Annotated in this window: 13 protein-coding genes and 1 tRNA gene; 7 read left to right on the forward strand and 7 right to left on the reverse strand. The window is 70.9% G+C overall.

The genetic code is table 11. From position 1 onward, the window contains the following. Positions 1 to 26 precede the first annotated feature (26 nt). Positions 27 to 1,568 carry an AMP-binding protein gene (locus ACFOD9_RS04470; RefSeq protein WP_379508883.1) on the forward strand — a complete coding sequence of 514 codons (1,542 nt, stop codon included), beginning with the start codon at positions 27 to 29 and terminating at the stop codon, positions 1,566 to 1,568. After that, complete coding sequence (locus ACFOD9_RS04475) at positions 1,565 to 2,515, forward strand: NAD(P)H-dependent flavin oxidoreductase (RefSeq protein WP_379508884.1); 951 nt, start codon at positions 1,565 to 1,567, stop codon at positions 2,513 to 2,515. Before ACFOD9_RS04470 ends, ACFOD9_RS04475 begins: the two co-directional genes overlap by 4 nt. A 29-nt stretch (positions 2,516 to 2,544) precedes the next feature. On the opposite strand, the gene ACFOD9_RS04480 is transcribed toward ACFOD9_RS04475, so the two are convergent. The 6 genes from ACFOD9_RS04480 to ACFOD9_RS04505 all read right to left on the reverse strand — a co-directional run bounded on the left by ACFOD9_RS04480 (position 2,545) and on the right by ACFOD9_RS04505 (position 9,678). Next, positions 2,545 to 3,402: a TIGR03619 family F420-dependent LLM class oxidoreductase gene (locus tag ACFOD9_RS04480; protein ID WP_379508885.1), complete on the reverse strand. Its 858-nt coding sequence runs from the start codon at positions 3,400 to 3,402 to the stop codon at positions 2,545 to 2,547. A gap of 191 nt (positions 3,403 to 3,593) precedes the next feature. After that, positions 3,594 to 4,538, reverse strand: coding sequence for a sugar transferase (locus ACFOD9_RS04485; protein WP_379508886.1), 945 nt, complete (start codon positions 4,536 to 4,538; stop codon positions 3,594 to 3,596). Positions 4,539 to 5,443: 905 nt separating this feature from the next. Next, positions 5,444 to 6,046 carry a polysaccharide biosynthesis/export family protein gene (locus ACFOD9_RS04490; RefSeq protein WP_379508887.1) on the reverse strand — a complete coding sequence of 201 codons (603 nt, stop codon included), beginning with the start codon at positions 6,044 to 6,046 and terminating at the stop codon, positions 5,444 to 5,446. A 133-nt stretch (positions 6,047 to 6,179) separates the two neighbouring features. Next, positions 6,180 to 7,322 carry a glycosyltransferase family 4 protein gene (locus ACFOD9_RS04495; protein ID WP_379508888.1) on the reverse strand — a complete coding sequence of 381 codons (1,143 nt, stop codon included), beginning with the start codon at positions 7,320 to 7,322 and terminating at the stop codon, positions 6,180 to 6,182. Positions 7,323 to 7,327: 5 nt separating this feature from the next. Continuing rightward, positions 7,328 to 8,431: an acyltransferase family protein gene (locus tag ACFOD9_RS04500; RefSeq protein WP_379508889.1), complete on the reverse strand. Its 1,104-nt coding sequence runs from the start codon at positions 8,429 to 8,431 to the stop codon at positions 7,328 to 7,330. Positions 8,432 to 8,595: 164 nt separating this feature from the next. Beyond that, a complete protein-coding gene (locus ACFOD9_RS04505) occupies positions 8,596 to 9,678 on the reverse strand; it encodes an acyltransferase family protein (RefSeq protein WP_379508890.1) in 1,083 nt (360 codons plus the stop codon). 170 nt (positions 9,679 to 9,848) lie between these two features. Here ACFOD9_RS04505 and ACFOD9_RS04510 point away from each other — a divergent pair, with 170 nt between their 5' ends. Both ACFOD9_RS04510 and ACFOD9_RS04515 read left to right on the forward strand, forming a co-directional pair. Then, positions 9,849 to 10,754: a sulfotransferase gene (locus ACFOD9_RS04510; protein WP_379508891.1), complete on the forward strand. Its 906-nt coding sequence runs from the start codon at positions 9,849 to 9,851 to the stop codon at positions 10,752 to 10,754. Positions 10,755 to 10,825: 71 nt separating this feature from the next. After that, entirely contained in the window at positions 10,826 to 11,386 is a 561-nt protein-coding gene (locus ACFOD9_RS04515) for a YqgE/AlgH family protein (protein ID WP_379508892.1), read from the forward strand. A gap of 51 nt (positions 11,387 to 11,437) precedes the next feature. On the opposite strand, the gene msrA is transcribed toward ACFOD9_RS04515, so the two are convergent. Then, positions 11,438 to 11,965: a peptide-methionine (S)-S-oxide reductase MsrA gene (gene msrA / locus ACFOD9_RS04520; RefSeq protein ID WP_379508893.1), complete on the reverse strand. Its 528-nt coding sequence runs from the start codon at positions 11,963 to 11,965 to the stop codon at positions 11,438 to 11,440. A gap of 101 nt (positions 11,966 to 12,066) precedes the next feature. Here msrA and aguB point away from each other — a divergent pair, with 101 nt between their 5' ends. The 3 genes from aguB (at position 12,067) to ACFOD9_RS04535 (ending at position 13,648) form a co-directional block, all read left to right on the forward strand. Further along, entirely contained in the window at positions 12,067 to 12,966 is a 900-nt protein-coding gene (gene aguB / locus ACFOD9_RS04525; protein ID WP_379508894.1) for an N-carbamoylputrescine amidase, read from the forward strand. A gap of 10 nt (positions 12,967 to 12,976) precedes the next feature. Beyond that, positions 12,977 to 13,531, forward strand: a complete 555-nt coding sequence (gene folK, locus ACFOD9_RS04530; protein ID WP_379508895.1) for a 2-amino-4-hydroxy-6-hydroxymethyldihydropteridine diphosphokinase — start codon at positions 12,977 to 12,979, stop codon at positions 13,529 to 13,531. Positions 13,532 to 13,572: 41 nt separating this feature from the next. After that, positions 13,573 to 13,648, forward strand: a tRNA-Lys gene (locus ACFOD9_RS04535). Positions 13,649 to 13,675: the final 27 nt, after the last annotated feature.

A 13,675-nucleotide genomic window follows, 5' to 3' on the forward strand; every position in this document is an offset into this window, starting at 1 on the left:
CATTCCCGGCCCCGGGGGAGGATTGCATGACGATCGACCATGGCTGCGTCCTGCCGCCGTTTCACCCCTTCATTGCCATGGACGTTCCCGGGCTGATGCGCGGGGTGGTCGCCAAGCACGCCGATCGCCCGTTCCTGACCTGGGAACCTTTCGAGGGCGAGCGCCGCACCTGGACCTATGCCGAGGCTCACCACGACGTGCGGCGCATGGCCCAGGGGTTGCTCTTGCGCGGGGTGAAGGCGGGGGAGGCGGTGATCCTCCATCTCGACAATTCACCCGAATCGGTGCTCGCCTGGCTGGCCTGTGCCGAGATCGGGGCGGTCGCGGTATCGACCAACACCCGCTGCGTGGGCGAGGAATTCGCCTTCTATGCCCAAAAGTGCCAGGCGGTGGGGATCATCACCCAGCCCTGGTTCGCCGAGATGGCGCGCGGCCATGCGCCGCAGGTGGGCTGGATCGCGGTCACCTCGCCGGGCGATGACAGCCTGCTGGCCGGGAGCGAGGCGCCTCAGGGCCATTTTGGCCCGGCCCATCCCTTCGCGGTACAGTTCACCTCGGGCACGACCTCGCGCCCCAAGGCCGTGCTGTGGACCCATGCCAATGGCCTGTGGGGCGCGATGGTGAATGCGCGGCATATGCAGCTTCGGCCCGATGACGTGTCCAGCATCACCAATCCGCTGTTCCACACGGTCGCGCTGGCCTGGCAGGTGCTGGGCTCGATCTGGGTGGGCGCCTCGGTGGTGGTGCAGCCGAAGTTCTCGGCCTCGCGGTTCTGGGCGGTGGTTGAACGCAACCGCTGCACCTGGGGGCAGCTTGGCCTGTTCATGGCCCGCGCGCTCGCCACCCAGCCGCCTCCGACCAGGCACCATTTTCGCTTCAATGCCGGCGGCATGAGCATGAGCAACCCCGATCACCTGTTCAACATCCCCTCGTTCGGCGCCCACGGGATGACCGAGCTGATCACCCATCCGGTGCTCAACGATCCGCTGTCGGTGCTGGACGAAGGCTCGATCGGCCGGCCGGCGCCGGAATACGAAGTGCGCCTGGTCAGGGCCGACGGGCAACTGGCCGGACCAGGCGAAAGCGGCGAATTGCAGGTGAAGGGCATTCGCGGCCTGTCGCTGTTCGCCTGCTACCTTGGAGATCCGCAGGCTACCCGCGATGCCTTCACAGCCGATGGCTTCTTCAGGACCGGCGACAACCTGCGCCTGCGCGAGGATGGCGCGATGGTCTTTGCCGATCGCCTCAAGGATATGCTCAAGGTGGGCGGCGAGAATGTTTCGGCCTCCGAAGTCGAAGCGGTGATCCGCGCCGTGGCCGGGGTGGCCGATGTCGCCGTGGTTGGCGGGCCGGATCCGATGCGCGGCGAGGTGCCGGTGGCCTTCGTCATTCCCGCCGCCACGGCCGGGGCCGACCTCGCCGAGCGGATCATGGCCGACTGCACCCAGCGCCTGGCCGATTTCAAGCGGCCGCGCGCGATCCGGCTGGTCGATGAACTGCCGCGCATCCTTGATGCCAAGGTGGCCAAGGCGCAATTGCGCCAGATTCTGAAGGACGAACAGGCATGACCATCGCCTCCATCCGCTTGGGTGCCCTGGGCGAACGGCTGGCCCTGCCGCTGGTTGCGGCCCCGATGTTCCGCGTGTCCGGCCCGGACCTGGTGATCGCGGCCAGCCGCGCCGGGATCATCGGCGCCTTTCCCACCTCCAACTGCCGCACGCTGGACGAACTCGACGCCTGGCTGGCCCAGATGATGGCGGCCACGCGCGGGCCGGATGGCATGGCGCGGGGCGGCCCGGTCTGCCCCAACCTGATCATCCGCCAGGCCCGGCTGGAAGGCGATCTCGCCATGCTGGTGCGCCACCGGGTGGAACTGGTCATCACCTCGGTCGGCTCGCCGGCGCCGGTGATCGCGCCGCTCCATGCGATCGGCTGCAAGGTCTTTGCCGACGTGGCCAGCCTGGCCCATGCCCGCAAGGCCATCGCCGCGGGCGCCGATGGGCTGGTGCTGCTGACGGCCGGGGCCGGCGGACAGACCGGCTGGGCCAATCCCTTCGCCTTCGTGCGCGCGGTTCGCGGCTTCTGGGACGGGCCGATCGTGGTCGCCGGCGGCCTCAGCGATGGCGCCAGCCTGCGCGCCGCCGAAGTGCTGGGCGCCGACCTTGGCTACATGGGTACCCGCTTCATCGCGGCAGAGGAAAGTCTGTCAGGGCCGGAATACCGCCAGATGCTGGTGGACTGCGAGCTGGACGACGTGATGACCACGCGCGCCTTCACCGGCCTTGCCAGCAATATGCTGCGCCCCTCGATCGTGGCGGCGGGCCTCGACCCCGACCATCTCGACGAAACGGTGACCACGGGCGACACGCGCAAGATCTTCGGCGCCGAGGCCAGCGGCGCGCGCCGCTGGCGCGACATCTGGTCGGCCGGCCATTCGGTTTCGGGGGTGCGCGCGGTGGCCCCGGCAAGCGCCATCGTGGCCGGGATTGCTGACGAATACCGCCGGGCGGGGTGAACGGCCGGGCGGCCGCCCTGCCCCTCGTTCTAGGCCAGTTGCGCCGCCCAATCGGCGTGCTGATCGAGGAAGCGCAGCGCCGGCTCCAGCCCTCCGGGGGGAATGCCCGTCAGCATGGCGCGGGTAATCCCGAGGTCGCGGTAGCGCTTGAACTGATCGAGCCTGGCGCCCCAGGGCGACACCACGGAAACCGGCACCCTGGCCGGGTCACGCCCGCGTTCGCGCAGGGCGGCGTGAAAGCGGGCCAACTTGAGACCGAAATCCTCGTCGCCGGAATCGAGCGGGAGCCAGGCATCGCCCCATTCGGCGGCATGGGCGATCCCGGTCGGCCCGGTCATCCCGACATGGAGCGGCGGCCAGGGCTGCTGGAGCGGCTTGGGATAGCTCCACACCGCGTCGAACCTGTACCATTCGCCCTGGAAGCTGCTGACCTCGTCGCGCCACAAGGTCCGCAGCGCGGCCACGCATTCGCGCAGGCCGGAATAGCGCTTGCTCCACGGCATCAGCGCCACGTTGCCGAATTCTTCCCAGTTCCAGCCCAGGCCTATCCCCACCAGCAACCGCCCGCCCGACAACCGGTCCAGCGTGGCTACGGCCTTGGCCATGTGGAAGACATCGCGCTCCAGCGGGAGGCTGACGCCGAAGCCGACCTTGAGCGTGCGCGTGGCCATGGCGGCAGCCGTGGCCGAAACGATCAGATCAGCCATGTAGCGGTAGGTTTCGGGGATGGCCCCGTCGGCCGAGAAGTGGCGAACGCGGCCGCTGGCCGGAAGGTGGGAATGTTCGCCCATCCATAGCGATTCGAATCCGCGTTCCTCCACGGCCCGGGCCAGATCGTCCGGGCGGCTGTTGTGCAGGTTGTTCATCGAACAGACGGCCACGTGCATCAGGCGGCATCCCTCGTGTGCAAGCGGGCTGGAGGCTGGTCGGCCGGCTTACCCATGATCATGCCCGGGGCGCGGCCGCGAGGCAATTGCCCGCGCGCGGCCTCGGGCATGGCCGGCGAGGTGGGGCTGGCGAGGTGGGGCCGGCGATTGGAGCCGGCCCAACCGAGCCGCTTGCCCGCAGGCGCCAGCGCTCAGTAGGAACCCTGCGCCAGCAGCACCGCGGGAATGGTTCGCAGGACAATTCGCAGATCGAGCAGGACCGAGGCGTGGCGCGAATAGTGGCGATCGAGCTGGACGCGTTCGCCATAGGAGACATCGTTGCGGCCCGAGACCTGCCACAGCCCGGTGATCCCCGGCTTGACCGCGCAATAATCGGCCAGGAAGGCGCCGTAGCGCGGAATCTCGGCCTGGACGATCGGGCGCGGGCCAACCATGCTCATCTCGCCGGCCAGCACGTTGGCCAGCTGGGGCAGTTCATCGAGGCTGAGCTTGCGGACCAGCCGCCCCAGCCGCGACACGCGCGGATCGTTCCGCAGCTTGCGATCCATCTCCCATTCGCGGCGCGCGCGGGGGCAGGCGGCCAGGACCCGGGCAAGCTGGGACTCGGCATCGACCCGCATGGTCCGCAGCTTGATGCAGCCGAACAGCCGTCCATCGCGCCCCAAGCGGCGCTGGACGAACAGAACCGGCCCCGGGCTATCGACCCACAGCGCGGCGGCCACGGCCACCAGCAGCGGCAGGACCAGGGCGAGCAGGATCGTGGCCGCGGCCAGATCGAACAGGCGCTTGAGCGCGGCTTCCCACCCGATGAAGCCGCGCCGGATCGGGATCGGCGCGGCCATGGCCAGGACCGGGCGACGGGCCTGGCCGGTCCGGCTGGCGGCAAGCGGCGGCAGGGCGATCTCGCGCGGGGTGGCAAAGGTGCCCGGCACGGCATCGGGCAGCGGCTGCGCCGGATCGCCGAACGGGCCGGGAACGGAGCCGCCGGCACAGCCGACAAACGGGCTGGCAGACGGGCCGATGGCGGGGCCGATGGCGGGGCCGATGATTGGCCCGACAAGAGCGCTGGCAAGGCGAGAAGCGCCAGCGAAGGCGGCGGGCACATCACGATAATCAAGCTGGCTCGCTTGGAACATGGCCCTCCCCTCCCTTTCGGCAATCCCGGGCCTGGGCCGGGAGTCACGGTTAACCCTAACAAATGCTGCACTGCATGATGAACCCGGACATCTACATAGCTACGCAGGCACTGCGCCGAATCGGACCGAACTTCTGCCCACGCCAGCGCCGCGCCCGGCAGGGCGCCGTGGCGCAAACCACGCCCCGCCGGGCCACCGCCGGAGTGAAGGACTGGCAGGCATGGGCGGGGAGTGAGCTGTGCGGCGGGGGCGGACTGGGGTCACGCCCCGGAGCGAGCCGGAGCCGGGTTCGGGCCGGACCGGGGTCGCGCCGCGATCAGGTTCGGATCGGGTTCGGATCAGACTTCAGGCTGGCCCGGACCAGGCCTGGGGCGAACTCGATCAGAGGGCCAGGTCGGTCGAGGCTGGCGGGCGGCAGGATCGGGCCTGGGCCGGACCCTCGCGCCCCGGCCCTCGGCCTCGCGCAGCCGGACCCGAGCCTCGGTCGCAGCCTCGCGCCCCGGCGCCGAACTTGCCGCCCAAGCCCGGCCCTGCCCCCCCGGAACTGGACCTCACGCACCCGGGACCTCGGGTCTGTCCCGCCCCGACCTGAACCGGCGGCCAGGGCGGATCCCCGGGCGCCCGACCGAAGCGCCGGTGGGATCGTGGCCCCGAGTCCCGCTGTCGCGCTGGCGATCGTTTCAACCCGGGCCTCACGCTGGCGGGCAGGCTTGCCCAAACCCGGACTGGCCCTGAATTGACACCGGACCGACCTCAGACCGACCCCGGCCCCGCCCCGGACTGGCCCCGGACCGCCCCGGACCGCCCCGGACTGGCCTGGACTGGCCCGGACTGGCCCGGACTGGCCCCAGACCGCGCCCGAAACCCGCGCCCTGCCTCCCCACGCAGGTGGACCGGCGCGCAGATCAGAAGGTGCGTTCGGGAATGCGGATGGTATCGCCCGGCTGCACCGCTGTGGCGCTGGACAGGCGCACCGGGCGCTCGACCGTTTCGTTCTCGCTGCGGATTAGGGCATAGCCCTGGTTGGCGCGGTAGGTGAAGCCGCCGGCCTTGGCGACCAGGGCATAGATACTGAGCCGTTCGCCATAGGGGAATTCGCCCGGGCGGGAGACTTCGCCGAGGATGTAGACCGGACGGAAGTTGACCATTTCCACCGAAACCTGCGGGTTCCGCATATATTCGCTGGCAAGGCGGCGCTGGAGCAGGGCGGTGAATTCCGGGACGGTTTGCCCGCCGGCGGCCACTTCACCCAGCAGGGGGAAAGCCACGGCGCCCTGGGCGGTGACGGTGAATTCACCGGTGAGCCGATCTTCCCCATAGGTGGCGATCCGCAGGCGATCGCCCGGGCCGATGCGATAGGCGAAGGTGCCGACGGGCGGGCGTTCGGCCAGGGCCGAGGGCGCGCAGCCGGAAATGGCCACAAACGCGGGAACCAGAAGCGGGACCGCAAGTAGCGGGGCGGCAAGGCGCGCGAGCAGGGCGGGCTTGGGAGCGAAATGGCGCAGCATATGAGACAGGTTCCCTCAACCGGCGGGCCGGACTGGCCCTGCGGACCTGCGTATTTAACCCGAAGCTCGCCTTGATCGGCGCCAAGCCGCTCCGCTTCGGATGCTATTCGCGCGCGATGCCCGAGGGCAGCGATCAGCCCCGCAAGTGAAGCGAGCCAAGGACTTCGGCAAGGACGATCGCCGAACGCTGCCAGGTGAACCCGGCGGCGCGCTGCCGGCCGGCCCGGGCCAGCGCCGCGCGCAGGGCGCTGTCCCGCGCGAGGGCGGCGATCAGCCCGGCCCAGGCCGCCGGATCATCCTCCGGGGCGGTGAGCGCGGCGCCGCCGCAGACTTCCGGCAGGGCGCCGCAGGGCGCGACGATCGCTGGGCAGCCCAGCAGCATGGCCTCCAGCGGCGGCAGGCCGAAGCCCTCCGTGGTCGACGGGAAGGCCAGGCACAGCGCCTGTTCCATCAGCGCGCGCAGTTCCCCATCGCTCGTCCGGCCGGCGAACACGGCATTGGCGGGCACCGGATGGCCGGCGCGGACGAAGGCCGCACGGTCCTGAGCGCCGAACAGGACCAGCTTCAGGTCCGCCAGTTCGGGCCGGGCGAAGGCGCGAAGCAGCAGGCCCACGTTCTTGTGGGCCTGGGTATTGGCCAGGGCGAGGACATAGCCGCCCGCATTCAGGCCCATTCCCGAAGCCAGGCCCGTTCCCGAATTCAGGTCAAGCCGCGCCAGGATCGCCGGATCGGCGGGGGTGGCCAGCACATGGTCCACCCCGTTGGGGACCACGGCGATCCGTTCGGGCGGGGCAAGGCCCGCGGCGACGATCTGCGCCCGGGAATAGGCCGACACGGTCAACAGCAGGCGATGGCGGCGGGCGAGCGCGGGCTGGACCAGCCGGTACCAGGCGCGAAAGGCGGCGGTGTAGGAGCCGGGCGAGAGCAGGACCTGGACATCGTGGATCATGGTCACCGCATCGCGGGCGAGGACCGGGCCGATGTTGCACAGGTTGAGCAGGGTGCCCCGCCCTTCGCCCCGGTGGGCGAGCGGCAGGGTCAACTGCTCCCAGGGGATGCCGGCCAGCGGGGCGAGTTCGCGCACCGGCAGGCGCAGAGCCTTCGCGCGGGCCAGGCCATCGCGCGGGACAAGCGCTTCGAGCGAAAGACCGCGCGCGGCGGGATGGCCGGCGGCGATGAGACCGGCCAGGGCATTGGCCAGTTCGCCGGCGACGCGGTGAACCCCGGTGGGGGGCGCGGCAAGGAACTTGCCGTTGAGCTGGAAATGCGCGCCCATCCCGTTCACCCGAGGCCGAGCGGGCCGGCCAGGCCCAGGGCGCGCGCGAGGTGGCGGACCAGCAGCGGCCCGGCCAGCCCGGCCACCACCAGCACCGGCAGGATCAGCAACGGATCCGCCAGCCCGGCGCGCACCAGCACGATCCGCACCCCGGCCACGAACAGGACATGGAGCAGGTAGATCGCCATGGTGGCCCGGCCCAGAGCGGCCAGCACCCCGCCCGCGCCGAGCCGCGGCCAAGCTGACAGGCCGATCACGGCCAGGGTCCCCGCGATTGCCGCGGCGCCGGCCGGCAGCCGCCAGGCCAGGCTCGCCGCCTGCGGCGAGGAGGCGGTGGCCAGCGGCAGGTCGGCCGCATAGTGGCCCGCGCCCGCGAGCGTGGCCAGGATCACCCCGCCAGCGACAAGCGGCATGGCGCCGACCGTGAGCCAGGCCGGGCGATTCACCACCAGCCGCTGCAACCCGCCCACGCCAAGCCAGACACCCAGGGCATACCACGCCAGGTTGACCAGGATCAGCCGCAAGACCGGATCGAGCGGTACGGCGAAAGCGAGCGAACGAGCGGCCAGGCCCAGCAGCAGCAAACCTTCGCGCCCGATCCGCGGCAGGGCGAAGGCGGCCACGAGGTGCAGGCACGCCAGAGCCTGAAGGAACCAGAACTGCGAGACCGGGCGCCACGGCAGGGCCAGCACCGTGGCCCACCAATCACCCGCCGGCCGGTTGACCAGCGATCCGGCCGCCCAGATCGCGGAGAACTGGACCACCGACCACAGGAAATAGGGCCAGACCAGCGTGGGCAGGAGCCCCCGGAGGAACCGCTCCTGCCCGCGCGCCAGCCGGCCCTCCACCATCAGCCCGGCCAGCACGAAGAACAGCGGCATATGGAAGGTGTAGATGGCGAAATAGGCCTGGCGGAAACCGAGCAGGCCCGGCCCCAGCGGACTGTCGATCAGGCCGCCCAGTGCATGGCCGATCACGACGAAGACGATGCCCAGTCCACGCGCGCCATCGAGCCAGGCGATCCGCGCCGCCGCATCGGCTGGCCGCGCCGATGCGGGCGGTGTGCCGAGCGTTGCGCTGGACGTTGCGCCGGGCGCTGGTTCCGGCATTGGGTCAGGCACCGGGCCAGCCGCTGGGCCAGGCATTGGGCCGGGCGATGGAACGGCCGGCTGCGGACGAATGGCAAATCCGGCCGCGGCAAGACGGGCGCGGCCAGGGGCATCCGCGCCCGGAACGCCCGCACCCCGGGCGCCTTCGTTTGGCACGGGGCCGCTCATGGCCTGGCCTGCGCCGGGACGGGCTGTTGGGCCGGCGCGCGGCCGGCGAGCAGGCGGCGGCCAAGGGCAATACCCGGGCGCTCAACCAGCCGGTAGCCCAGCAGGGCGAGCAGAGCGGTGGCGGCAAGCGACACCGCGATCCCGGCAATGGGGCCAAGCGTGGCGCCCACCCGGTCCCCCAGGGCGATGCCAAGCGGATGGAGGAGATAGACCGAGTAGCTGGCCGCGCCCAATGCCGGAACCACGCCGCGCGCCAGCAGCGGCGCGGCGCGCAGGCACGGGGCGAGGACCACGCCCAGGAACAGCGCCGGGGCCACCACGCTGGGCCAGATGACCTGGGCCAGGGAAATGGCGCCGTGGCGAAACAGCCCGAACTGGACCCCATCGACCACCAGCAGCACCACGACGAAGCCCCCGCCATGGGCCAGCAGCCCTGCCCGCGAAAGCTGCCCGCGATCATGCCGGAAGGCAAGGAAGCCAAGCACGCAGGCATAGAGAAAGGTGATCCGGCCCAGCGGCAGGCGCATGGCCAGGCCCAGCGAAACCGCGCAGAGCGCCAGCAGCAGGGCCGGCAGGATCAAGCCCAGCCGCCGCGCAGCCGCTTCCCCCCACTGCGCGACGGCAAGGGCGAACAGGCCATACCAGGCGAATTCGATCCCCAGGGTCCAGGTGACGCCGAGGATCGGGCGGGCGCCGGCATAGTCCTGCACCAGCGCCAGGTTGGCCGCCCAGGTGCGGAGCGAGGCCGAGTCCAGCCAGGCCCAGCCCGGCAGGACCCCGCCGGCGCCGAGGAGAAAAGCCAGGGCAAAGGCAGCCAGCAGCGCCGGATAGACGCGGAACAATCGCCGGACCAGGAACGGCCCCGCCACCAGCCCGCCCTTGACCGACATCGGCACCACATAGCCACTGATCAGGAAGAACAGGTAGACGCCCAGCAGCCCCGGACCGGCGCCGCGCACCGCGGCCAGAACGGCCATGCCGGGATAGTGTTCGGACAGGTGCTGGAGCACGACCAGCGCCGCGGCCAGCAGCCGCAGGCTTTCCACGAATCCCAGCCGGTTGGCGCCAAGTTCCCCCATGGCGCCGGTCTAGCAGTTCCGCTCGGCCCCGGTGCCCCATTGGCTCCGCTTCGGACCATTCTGCGCCCCGCCCGACCCGCGCACAGGGCATAGGCGAACCAGGGCGGCGAACCGGTGCGGCGCGCAGGGACCGCGCACAGGGGGGGGCCGCGCCAGAGGGATTGGGGGAAATGGCGGCACTGGCCAAAGTGGTTTACATCTCCGGTTCGGGCCGCAGCGGCTCGACCATGCTGGAACGGATCTTCCACTCCGCGCCGGGAGTGGCGGCCCTTGGCGAATTGCACGGCCTGTGGCGGCTCGATCCCTGCGCCATCACCTGTTCGTGCGGCAGCCCCTTCGCGTCTGACAAGCACTGGCAACGGATCGTGGATGCCGCGGGCTTCGGCCCCAAGACCCTCGCCGAACTGCGCTTTCTTGAAGCAACCGTGTGCCGCACCGGCTATCTGGCCCGGCGGCGTTTCTCGCTCGATGCCCTGCGCGCCGATCCGGCGGTGAAGCGCTTCCTCCACCTCCAGTTCCGCCTGTTCGAGGCGATCTCCGACATGACCGGGGCCGCCGTCCTGGTCGACAGCTCCAAGGCCGGCCCCCGCGCCTGGCTGCTCGCCTGCGACGAGCGGGTGGGCCTGGTCCACCTGCACCGCGATCCGCGCGACGTGATCCTGTCGTGGCGCTCGGAAAAGTTCGATCCGGGCCTGGGCCGGGCGATGAAGCGCATGGCCCTGGGCGCCGCCGCGCTGGACTGGTGGAAGGTGGACCGGCTGGCCGCCCGGCTCGCCCGCCAGCGCGAGGTGACGGGGGTGGACTACCGGGCGCTCTGCGCCGATCCGCGCGGGCAGGTCGCGCGGCTCCAGGTCGCGCTCGGCCTCGCCGGGCTGGCGCCGCCGCAATGGCTTGACGGCCAGAGCCTGCGCCAGGGCGCGGATTACCATTCGCTCAACGGCAACCCCGACCGCTTCGCGCGCGGGCCGCTGGTCATCGCCGCGCGCGAACCAGGCTGGGCGCGGGTCGGCCGGGCCGAGCGACCGGCGATCCGCGGGCTGGCGGCCCTGGTCGAGGCTGGCGCGCGGCGCTGGTGATCGCGCCGGGCCGCGAAGCCCTTGCGCCGAACGCGGTTCCTTCCCGCGCGAAGGTGGCGTAGGCTGGGAAGATGACCACGGCCCGCTTTCTTGCCGGACGGCTGCTCCTGGCCATGCCGGGGATGTTCGATCCGCGCTTTGCCCGCGCGGTCATCGCCATGTGCATCCATGACGAGAATGGCGCCCTGGGCATCGGCATCGGCCGGGTTCACCAGGGGCTGCGGTTCCGCGCCGTGCTGGAACAGGCCGGGATCGATCCGGGCGAAGCACCCGATGCCCAGGTTCTGGTTGGCGGCCCGGTTGAACCCCAGCGCGGCTTCGTCCTTCATTCGACCGACTGGGGCGGCCATGGCACGGTGGACGTGACGCCGCTGTGCGCGCTGTCGTTCTCGCTCGACGTGCTGCGCGCGATCGCCGAGGGGCGCGGGCCGGCGCGCTGGCTGTTCGCGCTGGGCTATGCCGGCTGGGGCGAAGGCCAGCTCGAAGAGGAAATGCGCGAACACGGCTGGGCCGCGGCCGGTGCCCACCCCGAAATCCTGTTCGACACCCCGGTGGCCGAACGGTGGAGCGCGGCCTGGCGGGCCGAAGGCATCGACCCGGCCCTGCTGGCCAGCGAAACCGGACACGCCTGAAACCGGAAAAACGGTCGCGGCCCTGCCCGCAACCGCGCGCTCACCGGGCCGTCAATCCTTCACCCGCGCGGCGAAGCCCTTTCGCAGCTTGGCCAGCTTGGGCGGAATCACCGCCAGGCAATAGGGATTGCGCTGGCCTTCGCCGGCCCAGTATTCCTGATGGTAGTCCTCGGCCGGATACCAGGTGGCCGGCCCCTCGATGGTGGTGACCACCCGGATCGCCCGCTCTTCCTGCGCGCGCGCGATTGCAGCCTCGGCCTCGGCGCGCTGTCCGGCATCGAGCGGGAAGATCGCCGAACGGTACTGGGTGCCCACATCGTTGCCCTGGCGGTTGAGCTGGGTGGGATCGTGGGTGGCCATGAACATATCGAGCAGTTCGCCATAGGACACCACGTCGGGATCGAAGGTCACCCGGATGGCCTCGGCATGGCCGGTCTGGCCGGAGCAGACCGCCTTGTAGGTCGGGTTGGCGACCTGCCCGCCGATATAGCCGCTTTCGACCGCGCTCACCCCGATCACGTCGCGGAACACCGCCTCGGTGCACCAGAAGCACCCGCCCGCGAAAATTCCCTGCGCCATGTTCTGCTCCTCCACCGGCAAGCCCGCTAGATAGGGCGCGGGCGCGCGGATGTCATCGTGTCCGGTGGACTTGGGGCCGCGCGGCCCCTAACTGGGGAGCCATGCCAGAGACTGCCAACCAGACCGCGCACCAGGCCGCCCGCCAGATCGCCGTCGCCGCCCTGCAATTGCCGCTTGGCTCGGCTGACGAGGCCGAGAACATCGCCGCCGTCACCGCGCTGGTCGAACAGGCCGCCGCGCAGGGGGCGCAGATCGTCCTGCCGCCCGAGCTGTTTTCCGGCCCCTATTTCTGCAAGGTGGAGGACGAAGCCCTGTTCGCCCTCGCCCGCCCCCTGGCCGAACATCCCTCGGTCACGGCCATGCAGGCCCTGGCCGCGCGGCTGAAGATCGCGATCCCCACTTCCTTCTTCGAGCGCGACGGCCACCACTACTACAACACCCTCGCCATGATCGGCCCCGACGGCGCGATCCTGGGAACCTACCGCAAGAGCCACATCCCCGATGGCCCGGGCTACGAGGAAAAATACTATTTCCGCCCCGGCAATGATGGCTTCAAGGTCTGGGACGTGCCCTGCACCGGCGGCACGGCGCGGATCGGGGTCGGCATCTGCTGGGACCAGTGGTATCCCGAATGCGCGCGGGTGATGGCCCTGATGGGCGCCGAACTCCTGCTCTACCCCACCGCCATCGGCACCGAACCCTATGACGCCGAGCTGGACACCAGCCGGATGTGGCGCCGGGCCATGCTGGGCCATGCCGTGTCCAACTGTATGCCGGTGATCGCCGCCAACCGCGTGGGCACGGAAGATGGCCAGCGCTTCTACGGCCACAGCTTCATCGCCGACGAATGGGGCGATTTCGTTGCCGACTACGGCGCACAGGAAACCGGCGTGCTGCTGGCCCGGCTCGATCTGGCGCGCGCCGCCCGGCACCGCGCCGGCATGGGCTTCTTCCGCGATCGCCGCCCGCCGCTCTACACCCGCATCTGCCAGGACATCTGAGCCGCGCGCCATGGACCACGGCGCCCACAGCCCCGGCCCGCACACCCCCTGCGTCCACACCTATGTGATCGCGCTCGGCTCCAACCGCCGGCACCCGGCCCACGGCCCCCCGCGCGCGGTGCTGGTGGCGGCCCTCGCCGCGCTCGGCCACGAAGGCCTGCACCTGCTCGGCGCCTCACGCCCGGTTGACAGCCGCCCGCTCGGCCCCTCGCTCAGGACCTATGCCAATTCCGCAGCCCTCATAGGCAGCGCGCTGGAACCGGAGGCCATGCTGGCGCGCCTCAAGGCCATCGAGGCGCGCTTCGGCCGGCGCCGGGGCGGCCAGCGCTGGAGCGCGCGGGTGCTCGATCTCGATATCGTGCTGTGGAACGGCGGTGCCTGGGCCTCGCCCCGGCTGGTCATCCCCCATCCCGCCTACCGCCTGCGCGCCTTCGTCCTCGCCCCCATGCGCCGCCTGGGGCATCGGCACGGCGCCATCACCCGCGATCCGCTGACCGGCCTGACCCCCGCGCACCTTCATGCCCGCTTGACCCGGCCCCGCCCCCTGCCTAAGCCGCGCCCCTGACCCGACAGGCCGCGGCACACCTCGCCCCGGCTTGGCATTGGGGGCCCTTAGCTCAGTCGGTAGAGCAACTGACTTTTAATCAGTAGGTCGCTGGTTCGAACCCAGCAGGGCTCACCACCGCATCCGCACCGATCCGCGGCAGAT

This window comes from Novosphingobium bradum, from assembly GCF_042646485.1.
Lineage (GTDB): Bacteria > Pseudomonadota > Alphaproteobacteria > Sphingomonadales > Sphingomonadaceae > Novosphingobium > Novosphingobium bradum.